General features: G+C 71.8%; 21 protein-coding genes and 1 tRNA gene. 10 read left to right on the top strand and 12 right to left on the bottom strand.

Annotation, left to right across the window (positions count from 1 at the left end; translation table 11 throughout):
* The first annotated feature begins 281 nt into the window (after window positions 1-281).
* Window positions 282-1,022, top strand: coding sequence for a TetR/AcrR family transcriptional regulator (locus ACZ3I3_RS18705; protein ID WP_467366363.1), 741 nt, complete (start codon window positions 282-284; stop codon window positions 1,020-1,022).
* On the opposite strand, the gene ACZ3I3_RS18700 is transcribed toward ACZ3I3_RS18705, so the two are convergent.
* The 3 genes from ACZ3I3_RS18700 to ACZ3I3_RS18690 all read right to left on the bottom strand — a co-directional run bounded on the left by ACZ3I3_RS18700 (window position 976) and on the right by ACZ3I3_RS18690 (window position 3,081).
* Window positions 976-1,812, bottom strand: a complete 837-nt coding sequence (locus ACZ3I3_RS18700; RefSeq protein ID WP_467366361.1) for a DUF427 domain-containing protein — start codon at window positions 1,810-1,812, stop codon at window positions 976-978. The two genes, ACZ3I3_RS18705 and ACZ3I3_RS18700, sit on opposite strands and share 47 nt — an antisense overlap.
* A 56-nt stretch (window positions 1,813-1,868) precedes the next feature.
* Window positions 1,869-2,852 carry an aldo/keto reductase gene (locus tag ACZ3I3_RS18695; protein WP_467366359.1) on the bottom strand — a complete coding sequence of 328 codons (984 nt, stop codon included), beginning with the start codon at window positions 2,850-2,852 and terminating at the stop codon, window positions 1,869-1,871.
* A gap of 155 nt (window positions 2,853-3,007) precedes the next feature.
* Window positions 3,008-3,081: transfer RNA gene (locus ACZ3I3_RS18690), tRNA-Pro, on the bottom strand.
* 102 nt (window positions 3,082-3,183) lie between these two features.
* On the opposite strand from ACZ3I3_RS18690, the gene ACZ3I3_RS18685 reads away from it, so the two are divergent.
* The 4 genes from ACZ3I3_RS18685 (at window position 3,184) to ACZ3I3_RS18670 (ending at window position 8,084) form a co-directional block, all read left to right on the top strand.
* Window positions 3,184-3,786 (top strand): DUF309 domain-containing protein, encoded by a 603-nt coding sequence (locus tag ACZ3I3_RS18685; protein WP_467366357.1) that lies wholly within the window; start codon window positions 3,184-3,186, stop codon window positions 3,784-3,786.
* Between the two features lie 478 nt (window positions 3,787-4,264).
* Entirely contained in the window at window positions 4,265-5,038 is a 774-nt protein-coding gene (gene cobF / locus ACZ3I3_RS18680; RefSeq protein ID WP_467366355.1) for a precorrin-6A synthase (deacetylating), read from the top strand.
* A gap of 81 nt (window positions 5,039-5,119) precedes the next feature.
* On the top strand, window positions 5,120-7,195 hold the full coding sequence (locus ACZ3I3_RS18675; RefSeq protein WP_467366353.1) for an MDR family MFS transporter: 2,076 nt from the start codon (window positions 5,120-5,122) through the stop codon (window positions 7,193-7,195).
* An 88-nt stretch (window positions 7,196-7,283) separates the two neighbouring features.
* Window positions 7,284-8,084, top strand: coding sequence for a TIGR01458 family HAD-type hydrolase (locus ACZ3I3_RS18670; protein WP_467366351.1), 801 nt, complete (start codon window positions 7,284-7,286; stop codon window positions 8,082-8,084).
* Here ACZ3I3_RS18670 and ACZ3I3_RS18665 read toward each other — a convergent pair.
* Entirely contained in the window at window positions 8,070-8,843 is a 774-nt protein-coding gene (locus tag ACZ3I3_RS18665) for a sulfite exporter TauE/SafE family protein (RefSeq protein WP_467366349.1), read from the bottom strand. The two genes, ACZ3I3_RS18670 and ACZ3I3_RS18665, sit on opposite strands and share 15 nt — an antisense overlap.
* A gap of 73 nt (window positions 8,844-8,916) precedes the next feature.
* On the opposite strand from ACZ3I3_RS18665, the gene ACZ3I3_RS18660 reads away from it, so the two are divergent.
* The gene (locus ACZ3I3_RS18660; protein ID WP_467366347.1) at window positions 8,917-9,657 is read left to right on the top strand and encodes a DUF6193 family natural product biosynthesis protein; all 741 of its coding nucleotides are present in this window, start codon (window positions 8,917-8,919) and stop codon (window positions 9,655-9,657) included.
* Between the two features lie 14 nt (window positions 9,658-9,671).
* Here the strand turns inward: ACZ3I3_RS18660 and ACZ3I3_RS18655 are convergent, their stop codons facing one another.
* A complete protein-coding gene (locus ACZ3I3_RS18655) occupies window positions 9,672-10,859 on the bottom strand; it encodes a thiolase family protein (RefSeq protein WP_467366346.1) in 1,188 nt (395 codons plus the stop codon).
* A 183-nt stretch (window positions 10,860-11,042) separates the two neighbouring features.
* Here ACZ3I3_RS18655 and ACZ3I3_RS18650 point away from each other — a divergent pair, with 183 nt between their 5' ends.
* The 4 genes from ACZ3I3_RS18650 to ACZ3I3_RS18635 are packed head-to-tail and all read left to right on the top strand — an operon-like array spanning window position 11,043 to window position 12,810.
* Entirely contained in the window at window positions 11,043-11,300 is a 258-nt protein-coding gene (locus ACZ3I3_RS18650; protein WP_467366344.1) for a WhiB family transcriptional regulator, read from the top strand.
* Complete coding sequence (locus tag ACZ3I3_RS18645) at window positions 11,297-11,779, top strand: Dps family protein (RefSeq protein WP_356922785.1); 483 nt, start codon at window positions 11,297-11,299, stop codon at window positions 11,777-11,779. The genes ACZ3I3_RS18650 and ACZ3I3_RS18645 overlap by 4 nt, the downstream gene beginning before the upstream one ends.
* Before the next feature lie 33 nt (window positions 11,780-11,812).
* Window positions 11,813-12,157 carry a DUF3140 domain-containing protein gene (locus ACZ3I3_RS18640; protein ID WP_467366341.1) on the top strand — a complete coding sequence of 115 codons (345 nt, stop codon included), beginning with the start codon at window positions 11,813-11,815 and terminating at the stop codon, window positions 12,155-12,157.
* Between the two features lie 5 nt (window positions 12,158-12,162).
* Window positions 12,163-12,810: an HhH-GDP family DNA glycosylase gene (locus tag ACZ3I3_RS18635; protein ID WP_467366339.1), complete on the top strand. Its 648-nt coding sequence runs from the start codon at window positions 12,163-12,165 to the stop codon at window positions 12,808-12,810.
* 92 nt (window positions 12,811-12,902) lie between these two features.
* On the opposite strand, the gene ACZ3I3_RS18630 is transcribed toward ACZ3I3_RS18635, so the two are convergent.
* From ACZ3I3_RS18630 to ACZ3I3_RS18600, 7 genes are read right to left on the bottom strand one after another with little or no spacing between them, the layout of a single operon-like run.
* A complete protein-coding gene (locus tag ACZ3I3_RS18630) occupies window positions 12,903-13,592 on the bottom strand; it encodes an SDR family oxidoreductase (protein ID WP_467366338.1) in 690 nt (229 codons plus the stop codon).
* Complete coding sequence (locus ACZ3I3_RS18625; RefSeq protein WP_467366336.1) at window positions 13,589-14,470, bottom strand: cupin domain-containing protein; 882 nt, start codon at window positions 14,468-14,470, stop codon at window positions 13,589-13,591. The genes ACZ3I3_RS18630 and ACZ3I3_RS18625 overlap by 4 nt, the downstream gene beginning before the upstream one ends.
* The gene (locus tag ACZ3I3_RS18620; RefSeq protein WP_467366334.1) at window positions 14,467-15,837 is read right to left on the bottom strand and encodes an amidohydrolase family protein; all 1,371 of its coding nucleotides are present in this window, start codon (window positions 15,835-15,837) and stop codon (window positions 14,467-14,469) included. The genes ACZ3I3_RS18625 and ACZ3I3_RS18620 overlap by 4 nt, the downstream gene beginning before the upstream one ends.
* 46 nt (window positions 15,838-15,883) lie before the next feature.
* Entirely contained in the window at window positions 15,884-16,864 is a 981-nt protein-coding gene (locus tag ACZ3I3_RS18615; RefSeq protein WP_467366332.1) for an alpha-ketoacid dehydrogenase subunit beta, read from the bottom strand.
* Window positions 16,852-17,829: a thiamine pyrophosphate-dependent dehydrogenase E1 component subunit alpha gene (locus ACZ3I3_RS18610; RefSeq protein WP_467366330.1), complete on the bottom strand. Its 978-nt coding sequence runs from the start codon at window positions 17,827-17,829 to the stop codon at window positions 16,852-16,854. Before ACZ3I3_RS18610 ends, ACZ3I3_RS18615 begins: the two co-directional genes overlap by 13 nt.
* On the bottom strand, window positions 17,829-19,220 hold the full coding sequence (locus ACZ3I3_RS18605; protein WP_467366328.1) for a M24 family metallopeptidase: 1,392 nt from the start codon (window positions 19,218-19,220) through the stop codon (window positions 17,829-17,831). The genes ACZ3I3_RS18610 and ACZ3I3_RS18605 overlap by 1 nt, the downstream gene beginning before the upstream one ends.
* A 52-nt stretch (window positions 19,221-19,272) precedes the next feature.
* Complete coding sequence (locus tag ACZ3I3_RS18600; RefSeq protein WP_467366327.1) at window positions 19,273-19,965, bottom strand: helix-turn-helix domain-containing protein; 693 nt, start codon at window positions 19,963-19,965, stop codon at window positions 19,273-19,275.
* Window positions 19,966-20,043: the final 78 nt, after the last annotated feature.

Raw genomic sequence — 20,043 nt, 5'->3', positions numbered from 1 at the left:
GGGGCCGTTCCTCGCACGGCGTGTGCGCGGCGGCTCCCCGATCAGGTGCAGACGGGTCGACCAACGATCTGGTGGCACGGGCCTGCGCCTTGGAAGGGAGCCGCGGCGAGAACTCATGCCCAGGCAGCTCAATGGAGAACACCTTTGCCAACTCCGACACGGATGGTCCTCATCAATCGTCACTCACACCCCATGGGGGTGCATCTTCTGCGCGCCCTGTCGGCTTTCACGTATAAATGTCAGGCTCCCTGGGCACAGGGTTGCGACGAGGAGGCACGCGAATGGCGAACGGCTCAGGAGCGAGCCCGGCTCGACGCGCCAGCGACCGCGGGCGTTACGGCAGGCTCAACCGGGAACGCGTGCTGACCACCGCTCTCGCTCTGGTCGACCGCGAAGGCCTCTCCGCCCTCAGCATGCGCCGCCTGGGTGCCGAGCTCGGTGTGGAGGCCATGGCGCTCTACCGGTACGCGGCGAGCAAGGACGCCCTTCTCGACGGGCTGGTCGAGGCCCTGTACCTCGAGCTGGAGGAGCAGCTGGCAGCAGGGGCGAGTGAGGGCGCCGACTGGCGGGGCGGGCTGCATCGCATCGCCCGCGCGACCTACGACGTGTGTCTCGCGCACCCGCAGGCGGTGCCGCTGCTGGCCACGCGTCTGCTGGCGGTCCCCCTGGCCCGGCGGCCCGCCGCGGTGCTGCGGGACCACGAGCGGGTGCTCGCGCTGCTGAGGCAGGCCGGGTTCGACGATGTCACCGTCTCCGCCGTGTTCCGCGCCTTCACCGCCTGGCTCCTCGGCTACGTGTCCGTGGAGCTGCGCCCCATGGTGGACAACCCCGACGAGACCGACCCCGCGTTCCGGCTCGGGCTGCACCGCCTGCCTGCCAAGGAACTGCCGACACTGCGCGAGACCGCCGCCTCGCTCGCCGAGCGGGGCGGGCCCGAGGGCCTCGCGGCCGGGCTCGACGCCCTGCTCGACAGCTTCACGGGCGGTTCCGGGAGCGGCTCGCCTTCCGCAGCATCCCGCTGAACGGCGTGTCCGGGCGCTCCACGCGCTCGCCGTCCAGCGTGATGTCGACGGCCTCGTTGAAGAAGGCGACGTGTCCCTGGATCGGCGCCACGGCCGGGAGTGGCTCGGGGTAGCTCCAGACGATGTTGGGTGGCACATCGCCCTCGCCGCGCCAGGACCAGTACTCGGCGGTGCCTTTGTAGGGGCATCCGGTGCTGTGGTCGGTGGCGGCGAACAGGTCCAGGCGGACGTCCTCGCGGGGGAAGTAGTAGCGGGTCGGCAGGGAGGTCTCGAAGAGCAGGACGGGGGCGTGGGTGTCCGCGACGACCTGGCCCTCGATCTCGACCCGGACATGGCGGCTGCTCGGCAGCGCGTCGACGCGTTTGTGCGGGTCACGGGGGTGGATGAAGATCTCTTCCTCCTCCTCGTACCAGTGGTCGAGGCCCGTGTCGGTGCGCAGGAACCACTCGAAGGCGATGTGGCCGGCCAGGTCGTCGGCGGGGAACGTCCAGGCCGCGTTCGCGCGTACCTCGCCGTCGGCGTCGAGGTCGTAGAAGATCCGGGAGCCGGTGTGCTTGCCGGTGGGCGGGTTCTGCGCCGGGCGGAGGAGGTCGGTGCGGACGTCGTCGTGCGGGAAGGCGTACTGCGGCACGGGCAGGTGGGGTTCCCAGACGAGGACCGGGTGCCGGCTGTCGACGACGGTGACGTCGCCCTTGCGGCCGCGCACCCAGCGCTCGCTGGGCTCCCACATGAGACCTTCGGGGGTGGTCCTGATCGACCGGGCGGCGGGGTGGGCCGGGTGGGTGGTCATGGCCGGTGCTCCTTCCGGAGGTCCGGATGTCCGGTTCCCTCCACGGTCCCACGAGCTCAGTGCGCCGCGTCCAGCCGGGCCCGCTGCTCGGCGGTCAGTTCCAGGTCCACCGCGGCGAGGTTCTCCTCCAGCTGGGCCACCGAGGAGACCCCGGCCAGCGGGACGATCGGCAGGTCGCCGCCGATCTGCCAGGCCAGCACGACCTGGTTGACGGTGGCGCCGGTCTCCCGGGCCACGTCCCGCAGTACCTCCAGCCTGGCAGGGGTGCCGGGGTGGTCGAAGTCCGCGGGCAGCCGGTCCGGGTGGGTGTAGGCGCCCTTCAGCAGGGGCGAGTAGGCGACCAGGGTCAGTCCGGCCTCGGCCCGCAGGTAGCTCAGCAGGTCGGGGCCCGCGTGGCCGAGGCTGCCGTCCGGGAAAAGGGCATCGGGTACGTCGGTGCGGGGGCGCAGGTGGCTGTGCGCGTACTGGAGCACCTCGTAGCCGGGCAGCCCGGCCGCGGCGGCGAGGGCGCGGGCCCGCTCCACGCGCCAGGTGGCGTGGTTGCTGACGCCGAGCAGTCCTACGGTGCCCTCGGCGACCAGGGCGGCGAAGCCCTCGACCGTCTCCTGGAGGGGGACCTTGTGGTCCTCGATGTGGGCGTACAGCAGGTCCAGCTTCGCCATGCCGAGCCGCTCGCGGCTGCGTTCGGCGGACTCGCGGATCACCTTCGCCGACAGGCCTTCGGGGTTGTCGATGTAGCTGGTGCCGGGGGCCAGCGGGCGGGCGCCGAGCTTGGTGGCGATGACGATCTCGTCGCCGATGCCGCGGCTGCGCCGCCAGCGGCCGAGGAGTTCCTCGCTCTGGCCGCCCTGGCCGCCGTCGACCCAGAAGGCGTAGTTGTCGGACGTGTCGATGAAGTTCCCTCCGGCTTCGACGTACCGGTCGAGCACGGCGAAGGATGTCTTCTCGTCCGTCACCGAACCGAACAGCATCGCGCCGAGTGCGAGCACGCTCACCTCGCGGCGGGTGCGCGGGTCCGTGCCGATCGTGCGGTAGCGCATGGCTGTTGCTCCCTCCGTTGCCGCCCCGGATCTCGGGGCACGCAGGGGAGTCTTCATCTTGGAGCGCACTTGAGGTCAAGGGCGTGCGGCGGGGAAGAAGGCCACAAAAACGAAAAGGGTCCCGCAGGCATCGGCCTGCAGGACCCTTCGTACCGTCGGGACGACAGGATTTGAACCTGCGACCCCTTGACCCCCAGTCAAGTGCGCTACCAAGCTGCGCCACGTCCCGGTGCGCGCCCTCCGCGGTGAACCGCGTGATCGCGCGAACAGCACTTTACCCCACACCCCCGGCCACGCCGAAAGTCGGCCCCCGGCGGGGGACAATCGCCGTATGGGCAGCACAGACAGCAGGGGAAGCTCGCAGAACACAGCAAACACGGAGACCGCCGGGAGCAGGGGAAACACGGGGAGCGCGGCCGCGGATCCGCCCGACGGCGCCCGGGACCGTGACAGCGAGGGGCGGGCGCGTAATGCCCGGCCCCGGGACGGCCTCGGCCGGCCCTTGCCGTACGACGCGCCGGGCGTGCCGCGGCAGCCCGAGGGCGTCGTACGCGCCCCGGAGGAGACCGTCGCCGAGGCGCAGCGACTGCTGGACGAGGGGAAACCGTTCCACGCCCACGAGGTCTTCGAGGACGCCTGGAAGTCGGGCCCCGAGACGGAACGGGAACTGTGGCGCGGCCTCGCCCAGCTCGCGGTCGGCCTGACCCACACCGCCCGCGGCAACCTCACGGGCGGGGCGCGCCTGCTGCGGCGCGGTGCGGGCGCGGCCGAGGAGTGGGCATCCGCCTCCGGGCATGCGACGCCGCACGGGATCGACATCGGCAGCGTCGCCACCTGGGCACGGGGGCTGGCCGAGGAGGTGGAGCGGGAGGGCAGCCCGGTGGACGCCGGGGCTCGGGCGCCTCGGCTACGGGGTATGGACGCGGGGCGGTGACAGGGGCTGCTGGGCGCGGAGTGCGAGCGTGCCGGGTGTGTATGCGAGCGGGCCCCGCGCGGGGCGACCCCGGGCGCCGCTGGGCAGGCGGCCCCGGCGCAAGGCCACCCCGGGCCGCCGGACAGAACGGCCCTGCGCAACACCACCCCGGGGCCGCCGGACAGAACGGCCCTACGCAAGGCCACCCCAGGATCCTGACCAGGGCAGCCCGGCGCGAGGCCCCCAGGCCGCTGAGCAGACAGCCCCGCGCAAGACCAGCCCAGGCTCCTGACCAGGGCAGCAGCCCGGCGCGAGGCCACCCCAAGCCACCGGACAGACAGCTCCGCGCAAGACCAGCCCAGGCCGCTGAGCAAGACAGCCCGGCGCGAGGCCGCCCAGGCCGCCGAGCAAGACAGCCCCGCGCGATGCGCGGATGAGGGGCGTGCGGTGGAGTGGGGTGCGCCCGGCGTTGTCAGTGGGCTGCGGGAGACTTCTCGGTGTGCGGAAGATTCATGTCATCGGTATCGGCGCGGGCGACCCCGAGCAGCTCACCCTCCAGGCGGTCAGGGCGCTGCGGAGCACGGACGTGTTCTTCGTCCTGGACAAGGGCGAGGTGAAGGCCGACCTCACCCGGCTGCGGCGGGACATGCTCGACGCGCACATACCGGACGGGACGTCGTACCGGGTCGTCGAGGCCCGTGACCCGGAGCGGGACCGGGCCGCCGGCGGTGCGGGCTACTCCCCTGCCGTCGAGGAGTGGCGCAGCGCCCGCGCCGGTGTCTACGAGCGGCTGATCGTGGAGGAGCTCGGCGCGGAGGAGACGGGCGCGTTCCTGGTGTGGGGCGACCCGGCGCTGTACGACAGCACGCTGGGGATCCTTGAGGAGGTGCTGGAGCGGGGCGCGGTGGCGTTCGAGTACGACGTGGTGCCCGGCATCAGCAGCGTCTCGGCGCTCGCCGCCCGGCACCGGACGGGCCTCAACCGGGTCGCCCGGCCCGTGCAGATCACCACCGGCCGACGGCTCGCGGAGGGCTTCCCGGAGGGCGTGGACGACGTGGTGGTGATGCTCGACGCGCACCAGGCCTTCCGGCGGTACGCGGACGACGACATCGAGATCTACTGGGGCGCCTACCTCGGCACCCCGGACGAGATCCTCGTCTCCGGTCCGATCGCCGAGGCCGGGCCTCGGATCGAGCGGTTGCGCGCCGAGGCCCGTGCGCGCAAGGGCTGGATCATGGACACGTATCTGCTGCGCCGGCACCCCCGCGGCTGACACGACTGGGGCGCACACCACCGGGCACCCGTGCGGACGTTCTGGCATGCGCACGTAGCCCCCCGGTGTGAAGGTGTCGTCGTGACCGTCGTGCAGGAAACCGCACTGCCCGCCTCCCAGCCCCCGGTGCTGGACACCCGTCGCCGCAACGTCGTCTTCGTGACGATCATGCTGGGGATGCTGCTCGCGGCCCTCGACCAGACCATCGTCGGCACCGCTCTGCCGACCATCGTCTCGGACCTGGGCGGGGCGGATCACATGTCGTGGGTGGTCACCTCGTATCTGCTCGCGGAGACCGTCGCGACGGTGCTGGTCGGCAAGTTCGGCGACCTGTTCGGCCGCAAGGTGGTCTTCCAGGTCTCGGCGATCGTGTTCATCACGGGCTCGTTCCTGTGCGGTCTAGCCACCAACATGTCGCTGCTGATCGCCTGGCGGGCGATGCAGGGCATCGGCGCGGGCGGGCTGATGGTCACGTCGATGGCGCTGATCGCGGATGTGATCCCGCTGCGCGAGCGTGGCAAGTATCAGGGCGCGATCGGCGCGGTGTTCGGCGTGTCCACGGTCATCGGGCCGCTGCTCGGCGGGCTGTTCACCGACCATCTGACGTGGCGGTGGGCGTTCTACGTCAACGTCCCCATCGCGATCGCCGTCGTCCTGGCGGCGGCACGGACCATCCCGGTCGTGAAGTCGGTCTCCCGGCCGGTCATCGACTACCTGGGCATCGCGCTCGTCGCGGTCGGCGCCAGCGCGCTGATCCTGGCGACGAGCTGGGGCGGCAACGAGTACGCCTGGGGATCGGGCCTGATCATCGCCCTGTTCGTGGGCGGGGTGCTCGCGCTCGGCCTGTTCTGCTGGGTGGAGACCCGGGCGCGCGAACCGATGCTGCCCATGCGGCTGTTCGCCAACCCGGTGTTCACCGTCTGCTCGGTGCTGAGCTTCATCGTCGGCTTCGCGATGCTCGGCGCGCTGACGTACCTGCCGACGTATCTCCAGTACGTCGACGGCGACTCGGCCACGGTGTCCGGCGTGCGGACGCTGCCGATGGTGGCCGGGCTGCTCATCGCGTCGGTCTTCAGCGGCAGCGTCGTCAGCAGGACCGGGCGGTATCGGGTGTTCCCGATCGTCGGCGCGCTGGTGATGGGCGTCGGCCTGTTCCTCATGTCCCTCATGGGGCCGGACACCGGCTCGTGGCTGGAGTCGCTGTACATGTTCGTCCTGGGCACCGGCATCGGCCTGTGCATGCAGGTGCTGACGATCGCGGTGCAGAACACCGTCGACTACGCCGACCTGGGCACGGCGACCTCCGGTGTGACCTTCTTCCGTACGCTGGGCAGTTCGTTCGGCACGGCCGTCTTCGGCACGATCTACACCAACGCGCTGGCGCCCAACCTCCGCGAGGGCGTGGCGCGGGCGGCGCAGACCGGCGGCGTGGAGCCGGGCACCGTCGCCAGGGCGGCGACCAGCCCGGACGGCGTGCACGAACTGCCCCCGACCGCGGCCGGCCCGATCATCGACGCCTACGCCGACACCCTCCAGACCGTGTTCCTGTGGACGGTGCCGGTCGCCGCGCTGGGCTTCCTCGTCGCCCTGTTCCTCAAGCAGGTCCGGCTGCGCGACACCGCGCGGACCGGGTCGACCGACATGGGCGAGGGATTCGCCTCGCCGAGCGGCGCGGACTCGCAGCGGGTGCTGGAGGCCGCCGTCGGAAAGATCATCGGCAGTACGGACCTGGACACCGCACGCCGGATCATCCTGGAGTCGGACACCCGGCTCGATGTGGCGGGGGCCTGGGCGGTGATGCAGGTCGAGCTGTTCACGCGGATGGTCGGTCATGCCAGTCTCGGCCTGATCGCCGCGCGACGCCGGATGCCGCCCGAGGTGCTGCTGCCGGTCTTCGAGCGGATGGTCGACGAGGGGTTCCTGACCCGCGACGGCTCCCTCCTCTCCCACACGGAGGCCGGTGCCCGCGAGGCCGCGGTCATCAGCAGGGCCTGGGCTGCCTGGCTGGAGGACCGGCTGGGGCAGGACATCGGCCGTCCGTCGGACAGCGACCTGCGCGTCGCGGTCGACGCGATCGCGAAGCGGCTGCTGGTGGAGGACCTGAGCCACGGCCTGCCGGGCAGGCCGGAAAAGGCCATGGCGACCAGTACGGCGTAACCAGCACGGCGTGACGGGCGGCTGCCGCCCCGCCGCGGGTAGCGGGTACCGACCGGCGGACACGGCTCACCGTGGTTATCGTCCAGGCATGGAGTCCGTGCGTGCCGTACTCGTCGATATCGACGGGGTGCTGACCGTCTCGTGGCGTCCCCTGCCGGGGGCCGTGGAAGCGTTGCGGGAGATCCGGGAAGCCGGGTTCGCCGTGCTGCTGGTCACCAACACGACGTCCCGGACGCGGGCGTCGATCGCCGGGACGCTCGCTGAAGCGGGGTTCCAGGTGTCCGCCGAGGACGTCCTGACCGCGCCGGCCGCCACCGCCTCCTACCTCGCCGAGCACTGTCCGGGCGCCCGGTGCGCCCTGCTGAACAGCGGCGACATCACGGAGGACCTTGATGGTGTCATCGTCATCGACCCGGCGGAGTCAGGCACCGTGCCGGATGTCGTGCTGGTCGGCGGAGCCGGTCCGGAGTTCGGCTACGCGGCGCTGGACCGGGCCTTCGGGCATCTCCAGCGCGGAGCCCGGCTGGTGGCGATGCACCGCAACCTGTACTGGCGTACGGCCGAGAGGCTGCGCCTGGACTCGGGGGCGTTCCTGGCCGGGCTGGAGCAGGCCGCCCGGGTGGAGGCCGAGATCACCGGCAAACCGGCCCGGGCGTTCTTCGAGGCGGCGCTCGCCCGGCTGGGCGCGGGTGCGGGCGAAGCCCTGATGATCGGGGACGACATCGAGTCGGACGTGCTCGGAGCGCAGCGGGCCGGAATCAACGGGGTCCTCGTCCGGACCGGCAAGTTCCAGCCCGAGGACCTCCGGGCCGCCGACGGCACGCCCGACCACGTGATCGACTCCTTCGCGGACCTTCCCGCGCTGCTGCGGCGTTCAGCGCAGCAGTAGCTGCAGTCCGCCCACGACCGTCGCCGCGATGACCAGCTGTTCGAACAACCGCTGGTTGATCTTGTCGACCGCCCACTTGCCGAAGAGCGCGCCGGGCACGACGAACACCACGAGCGCCAGGTCGAGGAGCAGGGAGCGGCCGTCGATCAGGCCGAGACCGGCGCTGAAGGGCAGCTTGGAGACGTTGACGATCAGGAAGAAGAAGGCCGACGTGCCGAGGAAGCCGAGCTTGCGGAAGCCCGCGGACAGCAGGTACATCGACATCACCGGGCCGCCCGCGTTGGCGACCATGGTGGTGAAGCCGCCGAGGACACCGTAGGAGCGGGCTTTGATCCGGCCCGCCGGGGTCGTGACCGACTCCGGCTCCTGTTCCGCGTCCGCCGTACGCCTGCGCCAGACCGTCACCCCGGCCATCAGCAGCAGGATCGCGCCGATCGAGGTCCGTACGATCGCGTCGTCCGCCCACACCAGGAACACCGTGCCGACGACGACGCCCGCGGCGACCGCCGGGAACAGCCGCCACAGCGTGGGCCAGTGGGCGTGCCGCCGGTAGGTGGCGACGGCGAGCAGGTCCCCGGCGATCAGGATCGGCAGCAGCACCCCGGTGGAGGCACGGGCGGGCAGGACCGCGGCGAAGATGGCGAGGCTGACCGTGTTGGCCCCGCTCACGGCGGTCTTCGAGAAACCGACGAGCAGGGCCGCGAAGGCGAGCGCGGCGAACTCCCAGCCGGTGATGGACCAGAGCGTCATCGTGTTCATGCGAGCACTGATGCTATGTGCAACGAACCGTGCCTCGCAGAGCCGTCTCGCCCGTCGGGCATAATCGGCGGCCGTGCCCACCCCTCCTGATCCCGCCCTGCTCTACCCCGATGTCGCCGCCAGCGGCAGTCTCGCCACAGCGCTCCGGGCGGTGGCGGGAGGCTGCCTGGGCGCCGTCCCCGTCACCTCTCCGGATTCCGCTCCGCTGCTCCACGCGACGGCGGCGAGCACCCTTCCGTACCGCGAGCCGCTGTGGATCAGCGCGTGGTCGCACGAACGGCGGTGGTCGGTCCGGGGCGAGGACCGGTTCCTGGGCATGCCGCTCGTCGACGGCAGGACGGACGACCTGGCGGAGGTGGCCAGGGCGGCCCGGGCGTGGCACGACGGGGCGGCCCTCGAAGACATCCGCCGAGCGGCGCCTTTCGTGCACCTGACCGGCCGGTTCGAGGTGCCCGGCAACGATCCCGCCCGCCTGACGGAATCCGAGTGGCGGGGCATGCTCCAGGAGGCGAGTGAGCTGGAGTACGACTGGCAGGAGGCATATCAGGCCCTGATCGAGGCGGCGTACGCCGAGCCCGCCCTGCGCGCTCTGTACCCGTTCACGAGCCACTGGGCGCTGCGCTTCTCGACCACCACCCGCCCCGGCCTGACCATCATGGGGCCGTGCCTGACCGCGGGCAGTGACGGCATGTTCGGCGTGGGCCGGGGCTTCATCACTCCGGATCTCGGCCTGTTCGGCACGGCTGAGGAAGCCGTGGCGCTGGCCGTGCGCCTGCTGCCGGCCGGCCTCGGCCCGACCACGCTCGGCGGCTGACCCCGCCGGGGCGGCTACGCCCGCTCGACCAGCACCGCGCTCCCCTGCCCCACCCCGACACACATCGTCGCCAGGCCCCGGCCCGCCCCGGTTCGCCGCATCCGGTGGAGCAGCGTCGTCAGGATGCGGGCGCCCGAGCAGCCCAGCGGGTGGCCGAGGGCGATGGCTCCGCCGCTCGGGTTGACCAGGTCGGGGTCGACGCCGAGCTGGTCCACGCAGGCCAGGGCCTGGGCCGCGAAGGCCTCGTTGAACTCGGCCTCCTCCAGGTCGCCGATGCTCCAGCCGGCCCGGGTCAGCACCTTGCGGGTGGCGGGGACCGGGCCGATGCCCATGACGTCGGGGTGGACGCCTGCCGAGGCTCCGGCGACGTAGCGGCCCAGGGACTCCAGGCCCAGCTCGCGCAGGGCGTCCTCGCTGACCAGGAGGAGGCCGGCGGCGCCGTCGTTCATCGGGGAGGCGTTGCCCGCGGTGACCGTGCCGCCGTCCCGGAAGACCGGCTTCAGCCGGGACAGCTTCTCGTACGAGGTGTCCTCGCGGACGCACTCGTCGGTGTCGACGACGACTCCGTCGGGGCGTTCCACGGGCAGGAGTTCGTCGTCGAAGTGGCCGTTCTTGCGGGCGAGGGCGGCGCGTTGGTGGCTGCGCAGGGCGAAGTCGTCCTGGCGTTCGCGGGAGATGCCGTAGCGTGCGGCGACCTCCTCAGCGGTCTCTCCCATGGAGAGCAGCCCGTGCAGGTCCCGCATCGCGGGGTTGACCAGGCGCCAGCCGAGGCGGGTGTCGGCGGTCTCGATGCGGTGCGGCAGGGCCTCGTCGGGGCGGGGCAGGACGAAGGGGGCGCGGCTCATCGACTCGGAGCCGCCCGCGATCACGATGTCGGCCTCGCCGGCGGCGATGGTGCGGGCCGCCGTGGTCACGGCCTCCAGGCCGGAGGCGCAGAGGCGGTTGACAGTGGCGCCGGGCACGGACTCGGGGAGGCCGGCGAGCAGCGCGGCCATGCGGGCGACGTTGCGGTTGTCCTCGCCGGCCTGGTTGGCGGCACCCCAGTAGACGTCGTCGATCCGGGCCGGGTCGAGGGCGGGCACCTCGCCGACCAGGGCGCGGACGACGGTCGCGGCGAGGTCGTCGGGCCGTACGGAGGAAAGGGAACCGCGCAGCTTGCCGATGGGCGTGCGGCGGGCGGCCGCGAAGTGGACGGGACGCACGAGAGGACTCCTCACACCGCTTAATTAGCACTGCTAGTTTCGGACTATAGACCCTCGGTCCGCCCCCTGTGAAGATTCCGGGGGCAGGAGTGCCCTCGGAGGGCGTTATCGCAGGTCGGAACAACCGGCCTGCGTGCTTCCGCATCGGGTTTGCCCCCGTGGGCCCTGGGCACCCGCGCGTTCATGGAGTGGTTGCGGAGCGCCGCCTGTGTGGACGAGGACCCCGAATTGTTCTTCCCCGTGGGCACGGCGGGTCCGGCCCTGCGGGACGTCGACGCCGCGAAGCGGATCTGCGCGCGCTGCCCGGTGACCGACCAGTGCTTGAGCTTCGCGCTGAGCAGCGGCCAGGCCGCGGGCGTGTGGGGCGGAACCTGCGAGGAGGAGCGCGACGCACTGCTCCGGACCACGAGGAACGACGTGAGAAGGAGAAGCGCCCTATGACGGCTGTGCGGAGCACACTGCCCGACGAGGCCCGCCGGGTCTCGTGCGAGGCACTCCAGGACACGCTGGTGGATCTGCTCGGGCTCTCGCTGATCGGCAAGCAGGCGCACTGGAACATCGTCGGACCGCGGTTCCGGTCGATCCACCTCCAGCTCGACGAGGTGGTCTCGTCCGCGCGGAACTTCGCCGACACGGTGGCGGAGCGGTCCGCGGCGCTCGGCGTCCCGCCGGACGGCCGTCCCGAGACGATCGCCAAGGCCTTCACGCTGCCCGCCCCCAAGGAGGGCTGGGTGCGCGACTCGGACGCCGTGCAGGTGATGGTGGAGTCCCTCCAGGACGCCATCGGCCGGCTGCGCGAGCGCATCGACGCGACCGAGAAGGCCGACCTGGTCACACAGGATCTGCTGATCAGCATCACCGCCGAGCTGGAGAAGCAGCGCTGGATGTTCGACGCCGAGAACTTCCCCCGCGAGGGCTGACCAGCGCGCACGTACGTACGGAAGGGGCATGTGATGACCGACGCCCTTGAACTCGACGCGCTGTGGGAGGACTTCCACCGCGTGGTGAACATGACCTCGCAGGAACTCGCGGCCTGGCTGCGGATGCGGGACGCCGACGAGGACGCGGAGCCGCTGCCCGACCAGGCGGGCACGGAGACCGGGAAGCACGTCCTGGCGATCCTGCAGAAGCGGCGCACCGACCTGACCGAGGACGACCTGCGGGTGATGCGGAACGTCGTGGACAGGGTCACCTCGCAGGTGGACCTGGAGGACGAGCCGCTCCCCGAGGTGACGACCGAGGACACGCGCCGCCGGCGCCGCCTGATGACGGTCGGCCACGATCCCCTCAAGGGGTAGTGGTCGTGGACCGGCAGGAGCGCGTCGTGCGCGAACTTCTCGACGCGCACGGCCGGACGTACGCGGACGAGGCGGGCATCCCGCTGAAGGACACCCCGCAGCCGCTGTACCGGCTGCTGGTGCTGGCCCATCTGCTCAGCGCCCGCATCCGCGGCTCGATCGCGCTGGCCACCGCCCGTGCCCTGCACGAGGCGGGGCTGCGCGACCCGCGCCGCATGGCGCAGGCCGACTGGCAGGAGCGGGTGGACGCGCTCGGTCGGGGCGGCTACCGGCGCTACGACGAGCGCACCGCGACCCAGCTCGGTGAGGCCGCCGAGCTGTTGAACGAACGGTGGGGCGGCGATCTGCGGCGACTGCGCCGGGAGGCGGACGGCAAGGTGTCCGAGCTGCGCCACCTGCTCCAGGAGTTCCCCGGGATCGGCCCGGCCGGAGCCGACATCTTCCTGCGCGAGGTACAGGGCGTGTGGCCGGAGGCCGCCCCCTACCTCGACGCCAAGGCCCTCCAGGGTGCCGAGCGGCTGAAGCTGCCGAAGGACCCGGGCCGTCTCACCGAACTGGCCGGGCGGACCGACCCGGCCGTCCTCGCCGCGGCGCTGGTGCGGGCGGCGGTGGACAAGGACGTGGCCGAGGACGCCATGCGCCGGGCCGGGTGACGAACCTCCTGTCAGCGGGCCGGGTGACCGAACCTCCTGTCAGCGGGCCGGGTGACGAACCTCCTGTCAGCCGAGCAACCACCCTCCTCCTGTCAGCCGAGCAACCACCCTCCGTCCACCGGCAGTTCCACCGCGTTGACCGACCGGTTGCGCAGCAGGAAGTCGACCGCGTCCACCACGTCCGCCAGGGAGGCCAGCCGCCCGGTGGGGGTCTCGGTGCGCAGCACGTCGAGTACCTTCTCCGGCTTGGCCTGCCAGTACGGGCTGTCGCCGACCACGCCGGGGTGCACCACGTTGACCCGGACGGGAGCGAGCTCGACCGCGAGGGAGTTCATCAGGCCCCGCACGCCCGCGTTGACCGTCGCCACGGTCGTCGCCCCCGGGTAGGGGCGTTCCTTGGCCTGTCCGCCGAAGAGCACGATGGCGCTGTCGTCGTGCAGCCGGGTCCGCAGCGTGTGCACGACCTCGGTGTAGCCGACGAGTTTGAGGGTGACCAGCCGCAGGGCGGCGTCGATGTCGTACTCGCTCACCTTGTTGTCGTCGCGGGAGACGCCCGCGACCACCAGATGGTCGACGCGTCCCACGCCGGCCAGCGCCGCCGCGATCTCCAGCGGCCGCCCCAGGTCGAGGGCGATGCCCCGGGCGCCGAACTCCTTGGCGATCAGGTCGGCGCGGTGGGCGTCGCGGCCGGTGAGGACCACGTCGTCACCCTGCTCGGCGCGGGCCCGGGCGAACGCGAGGCCGATGCCTGACGTGCCGCCGACGACAAGGACACTGCTCATGAGCCCTCCCGAAGCGTCTGGCGCAGATAGTCCCAGTCCCTGGTGAACCGGTACGAGTGCCGCGACGGTGGCTGCGGCGCCTGTGTCTCCAGCCACCGCAGGGGCCCCTGCCCGGCATTGACGAACCCATGCACGCAGCCGGTGCCCGCCCACGCGAGGTCCCCGGGCTCCAGCCGGTACCGCTCACCGTCGAGGGTGGTCTCGGCGACGCCCTCAAGGATCAGATACGTCTCCTCGAAGGGGTGGTCGTGGGTACCGATCACGCCGTCGGAGGCGTACTGCACCATGAACATCGTCGAGCCGACCGCGCCCAGGTCGCCGTCGACCATCATCTTCACGGTGATGCCGCTGTAGACCAGCAGCGCCGTGCGCATGCTCGCCGTGACGGCGAGCAGGTCCTGGGACTGCTTGCCGGGGTCCATCTGGGCGGGCTCGAAGTGACCGAAGGAGCGGGTGCGCGGGTCGCGGACGTCGACCGGGACGGGGTCGCGAACGGGCAGGTCCGGCACGGTCTGCGTGTCGTAGCCGTAGCGGGCCCGCGGCACGGGGGCGAGCATGTCCGCCCAGCGGCCGCCGGTGTCCCCGGCACCGCGCCAGGCGTGCGGGACGCCGATCGGCAGCAGGCCGTAGTCACCTTCTTCCAGCAGGTACGAGCCCTCGGGGACGTCGAGGACCACGGCCCCGTCGAGAACGTGGAAGCTCTCCTCGTACGAGTGCACCTGGGCCGGCACCCGGCCGTCCGGGCGCAGTTCGCACAGGCCGAACCCGGTGTGCACACTGCCGTCGTCCTCGCCGACCAGCGTCCGCCGCCGGTAGCCCAGGGCGTCGTACGGCGGATCCGGCAGCTCGGCCGCGCGGCGGACCAGATGATGCGTCATGCCGGGGCCTTCTCCCCCTTCGGCGCCTTCATCTCCTTCACCGCGAGGAGCCGGTCACGGGCCTCGGAGACGAGCCGCAGGGCACGCCCGGAATCGGTGAGCAGCTTGCCGTCGCGCTTGTGGATCACACCGTCGACGAGGACGGTGTCCACGTTGGACACGTCCGCGCACAGGGTCACCGCGGCCGCCGCGTCGTGCACGGGCGCGACGTTCAGCGCGGTGGCGTCGATCGCCACGACGTCGGCGCGCTTGCCGGGCGTCAGGGAGCCGGTGCGGTCCTCCAGGCCCGCGACGTGGGCGCCGTTGACGGTGGCGATCTCCAGCATCTGTCGTGCTGTCAGCATGTTGCCGGGGACGGGCAGGTTGGCCTGCCAGCAGTCGGCGTTGACGCGGGCGCGTTCGGCGCCGAAGGCCGCGCGGATCTGGGTGAACATGTCGCCGGGCACGGTGGTGACGACGTCGATGCTGAGCGAGGGCCGCAGCCCGTGTTCGATCGCCTGCATCACGGGCGGCCAGCCGTGGCCCATCTGGAGCTCCACCTGCGGCGCGACGGACACCGTGCCGCCGCTGTCGGCGACCATCCGCCACTCCTCCTCGCTGAGGTAGCAGCAGTGGACGTAGGTGGTGTCCGGGCCGAGGAGCCCCATGCCGTGGAGCTGCTTGACCATGCCGAAGCGGCCGGCCAGCCGCCCCATGGCCACGTGCACGGTGATCGGGATGCCGAGTTCGCGGGCGAGGGCCCACTCGGCGGTGACGACGTCGTTGACGCAGAAGCCGGGTCCGCGGGTGGCGAGGCCCATGGTCAGCAGCCCGTCGTCGGACGCGAAGTGCGTCGTGCGGATGCGCCGGACGTCGTCGGCCGGTATCGCGATCTTGCTCTCGAACCAGTAGTCGGCGAGGGAGGTGTTGGCACTGCCGTACGCGTACTGCGCCCGGATGCCGGACTCCTTCAGGCCCTGGATCGCGGCGTCCGGGTGGTCCGGGGTGTTGTTGATGTGCGACCAGTCGACGAGGGTGGTGATACCGGCGTTGAGGCATTCCAGCGCGCCCGCGAGGTTGGCCGCGTAGACGTCCTCCGGGGTGTACAGGGGTGCGAAGGTGTCGAGGATGTCGACGAAGTAGTCGTCGAGGGTGGCGTCGGGTGCGACGCCGCGGATCGGCGCCTCCCAGGTGTGGCGGTGCGTGTCGACGAAGCCGGGGATCACGATGTGGCCGCTCATGTCCAGGACTTCGGCGTCGGCGCTGATCTCGGGCTGGATGGCCGCGATCCTGCCGTCCTCGACGAGGACGTCCCCCTGGGGCAGATCACCGATGGCGGGGTCCATCGAGATCACGTGACCATTGCGCAGAAGTGTTCTCGTGGTCATCGCGCTTCCTCCCATGGGGTCTTCGGTGCGTGGATGGGCGGGCGGCTCAATAGGCGGCGAGTGCGCGGACCGCCGTGACGACCTTGTCGGCGGTGGGGATGACCTGTTCCTCCAGCGCGTCGGCGAACGGCAGCGGGACACACTCCCCCGCCACCCGCCGCACGGGCGCGTCCAGCAGGCCGAAGCCCTCGTCGGCGACGATCGAGACGACGGTGCCGCCCCAGCCGCCCTGGTACGGGTTCTCCTCGACGGTGACGAGCCGCGAGGTCCTGCTCAGCGAGGCGAGGACGGTCGCGGCGTCCAGCGGGACCAGGCAGCGCAGGTCGATCACCTCCGCCTCGATCCCCTCCCCCGACAGCACACCGGCGGCCTTCAGCGCCAGGGGCACCGTCGAGGCGAGCGCGACGAGCGTGACGTCGGCGCCCTCGCGTACGACGGCCGCCCGGCCCAGCTCGACGACATGGTCGGGCGGTGGCGGTGGCCCTTTGGTGGCCAGGAGGGCCTTGTGCTCGAAGAAGACCACGGGGTCGTCGCTGCGGATCGCCGCCGCCATCATGCCGATGACGTCGGCGGGTGTGGCCGGTGCCGCGATCTTCAGGCCGGGGACGGCCAGTGCCCAGTTCTCGGTGGCCTGGGAGTGCTGGGCGCCGAAGCCGAGCCCGCCGCCGTTGGCGGTGCGCACGACCAGGGGAACCGTCACCTGGCCGCCGGTCATGTAGCGGACCTTGGGGATCTCGTTGGCGAGGTAGTCCCAGCAGCAGGCCAGGAAGTCGGAGAACATGATCTCCGCGACGGGCCGCATCCCGGTCATCGCGGCGCCCATCGCCGCACCCACGATGGCCTGCTCGGATATGGGCGTGTCCCACACTCGCTCGGGCCCGAACTCGTCGAGCAGACCCACGGTCGTCTTGAACACGCCGCCGACCGCGGCGATGTCCTCCCCGAGGCACACGACCGACGTGTCCCGGCGCATCTCGCGCGCGATGCCCTCGGCGACCGCTTCCCGGTAGGTGATCACGTCCGCCATGCGGCACCTCCGTCCGCCCACACGTCGGTCAGCGCCTCCCGCGGATCGGGCGGCGGCCCGGCCTTGGCCGCCTCGACGGCCCGCTCGACGAGGGCCCTGGCCCGCTCGTCGGCCTCCGCCACCGTCTCCGCACCGGCCCCCAGCTCGGCGAGCCGCCCCCGGGCGAGGTCCAGCGGGTCGTGCTTCAGCCAGCGTTCGACCTCCTCGGCCGGACGGTAGGCCGCCGGGTCGGAGCGGCTGTGCCCGAAGTGCCGGTAGGTCTCGGCCTCCAGGACGGCGGGCCCGTCCCCTGCCCGGGCCCGCCGCGCGAGCCGCGCCACCGCCTCCTCGACGGCCTCGACGTCGTTGCCGTCGACGACCTCGCCCGGGATGCCGTGGGCGGGCGCCCGGTCGGCGGCGGGCCGGGCCACCGCCGTGACGTCGGCGATCGGCGTGTACTCCATGTACTGGTTGTTCTCGCACACGAACAGCACCGGCAGCTTCCACACGGCGGCCAGGTTGAGCGACTCGTGGAAGGCGCCGATGTTGGTCGCGCCGTCCCCGAAGAAGGCGACCGCGAGCTGGTCCGTGCCGCGCAGCCGGGCCGACCAGGCCGCGCCGACCGCCATCGGCAGATGGGCACCGACGATGGCGTACGAGCCGAGCATGCCGGTGGTCGCCTTGGTCAGGTGCATGGAGCCGCCCTTGGCCTTGCACAGCCCGGTCGCCCGGCTCATCAGCTCGGCGAGGCACTCCTCGGGCGTGGCGCCCCGGGCGAGGGCATGGTGGTGGCCCCTGTAGGTGGCGAACACATAGTCGTCCGGGCGCAGGGCGGCGCTGGCGCCCACAGCGATCGCCTCCTGCCCGGCGGCGAGATGTGTGGTGCCCTTCACCAGGCCCTGGAGGAACAGGTCGTGGGCGGCCTTCTCCGTACGGCGGATGACGGCCATCCGCTCGTAGCAGGCGAGGAGCCCGGCGGCGTCCATCAGTCCGCTCCCTCGTCACGCGGGGTGTTGACCGCTCCCTCGTCACGTGGGGTGTTGACCGCTCCCTCGTCACGTGGGGTGTTGAGATGGGACTGCGCCTCCCGGCGGGTGTTCAGTTCGCCGCCCACCGTCCAGTACTTGCGCCCGGCCACCAGCAGCTCCTCGGCGGGGAACTTGGTGATGACCTCGCAGCCGTCGGCGGTGACGACGACCTCCTCCTCGATCCGGGCGGCGGACCAGCCGTCGGCGGCCGGCCAGTAGGTCTCCAGGGCGAACACCATGCCCTCTTCGAGGACTTCGGGGTGGTCGAGGGAGACCAGGCGGCTGAAGATCGGCTTCTCCCAGATCGACAGGCCGACGCCATGGCCGTACTGGAGGGCGAACGCGGCGGTCTCGTCGGCGAAGCCGAACTCCTCCGCACGCGGCCACACCCGCACGATGTCGGCGGTGGTCGCGCCGGGCCGGACGAGCGCGATCGCCTGGTCCATGTACTCCCGGCAGCGCACATAGGCGTCCCGCTGTGCACGGGAGGCGCTGCCCACGGCGAACGTGCGGTAGTAGCAGGTGCGGTAGCCGAGGTGGCTGTGCAGGATGTCGAAGAAGGCCGGGTCGCCGGGGCGGATCAGACGGTCGCTGTAGACGTGCGGGTGCGGTGAACAGCGTTCGCCCGAGATGGCGTTGACGCCCTCGACGTACTCGCTGCCGAGGTCGTACAGGACCTTGGCCACGACCCCGACGCACTCGTTCTCGCGCACGCCCGGGCGCAGATACCCGTACAGCTCCTCGTAGGCCGCGTCGACCATGGCGCAGGCCTGGGTGAGCAGGGCGATCTCGTCGCCGGTCTTGATCCGGCGGGCCTCCAGGAAGACCTGCTGCCCGTCGACGACGTCGATGCCTTCGGCGCGCAGGGCGGCGAGGACGGGCATCTCGGCGACGTCGACGCCGAGCGGTTCGTTCGCCACCCCGTGGTCGCGCAGCTCGGCGGCGATCTTGGCGGCCACGTCCTCGGCGATGCCCGCGTCCGGGTGGAAGGCGCCGCGCAGGGTGGAGATGCCGGCGCGGGCGCCGGTGGGCGGGCCGCCCTTGCCGTCGCTGTAGTCGAGCCACGGGTTGTACAGCTGGTGGTGGCGGGCGGCGGAGCCGAAGTCCCAGACGACGGGTTCGCCGTCGCGCACCAGGAGGGCGAAGCGGATCAGCTTGTCCATCGCCCAGGTGCCGATGTGCGTGGCGGTCATGTAGCGGATGTTGGCGAAGTCGAAGCTGAGCAGCGCGCCGAGCTCGGAGCGGTTGAGGGACTCGTGCAGCCGGGCCAGGCGCTGTCCGCGCAGCCGGTCCAGGTCGATGCGCTCTTCCCAGTCGACCGCGTTGGGGCCGTATGTGCGGATCGCCATGGCGACCACCCCCACTTCGGAGTGAACGCCCGGGTCCTGCGGGTGTCAAGTGTCACTGAACATCGCCGGACACGAACCAGACACCGACAGCCGGTACCTCTCCATCGTTGCGGTAGCGGTGGGGGGTCGTCGACTCGAAGGAGACGGCGTCGCCCGGGCGCACGGTGTACTCGTCGAAACCGAGGGTGAGGATCAGTTCCCCGGAGGTCAGATAGCCGTACTCGGTGCCGGAGTGCCGCATCAGCCCGCCGGAGCCGGAGGAGGAGCCGCCGGGCCGGTAGGTCACCAGGAGGAAGTCGACGTCCACGCCCGGCACCCGGCCCAGGCGCTCCCAGACGACGCCCGAGTCCAGCTCCAGCGTCTCGCGCTCACCGGCACCGACCAGCGGGCCGATCCGCCGCCCCGGGTCGGCGGCGAAGGCGGCCAGGGCGTGCAGGACGGTGCCGGGGGCCGCCGCCGTGAGCGGGGCCGCCTCCGTAAGCGGGGCCGCTCCGTGCTGCGGGAGCCCGGCACTCTCCCGGGCGTCGCTCTCCCGGGCGTCGAAGAGGGACTCGACGGAGATGCCCAGGGCCGTCGTGATCGCGTACAGCGTGCTGACGGAGGGCTGGCTCTTGCCGGTCTCGATCTGCGACACGAGGCTCGCCGACACGCCGGCCTCCCGGGCGAGCGCGCGCAGGCTCGTCCCGCGCTCCAGACGTGCCTGCCGGATACGCGCACCGACGGGGGGCACGACGGCAGGGGACACGGGCGGCTCCTCTCCCGAGTAACGGGTGTGCAGCCTCATTGAACAGCCGGTGGGCTGGCGCACGCCAGAGGCGGCGCA

This window comes from Streptomyces sp. NPDC016851 (genome assembly GCF_055562795.1).
This window is presented reverse-complemented; position numbering and strand designations above follow the sequence as displayed.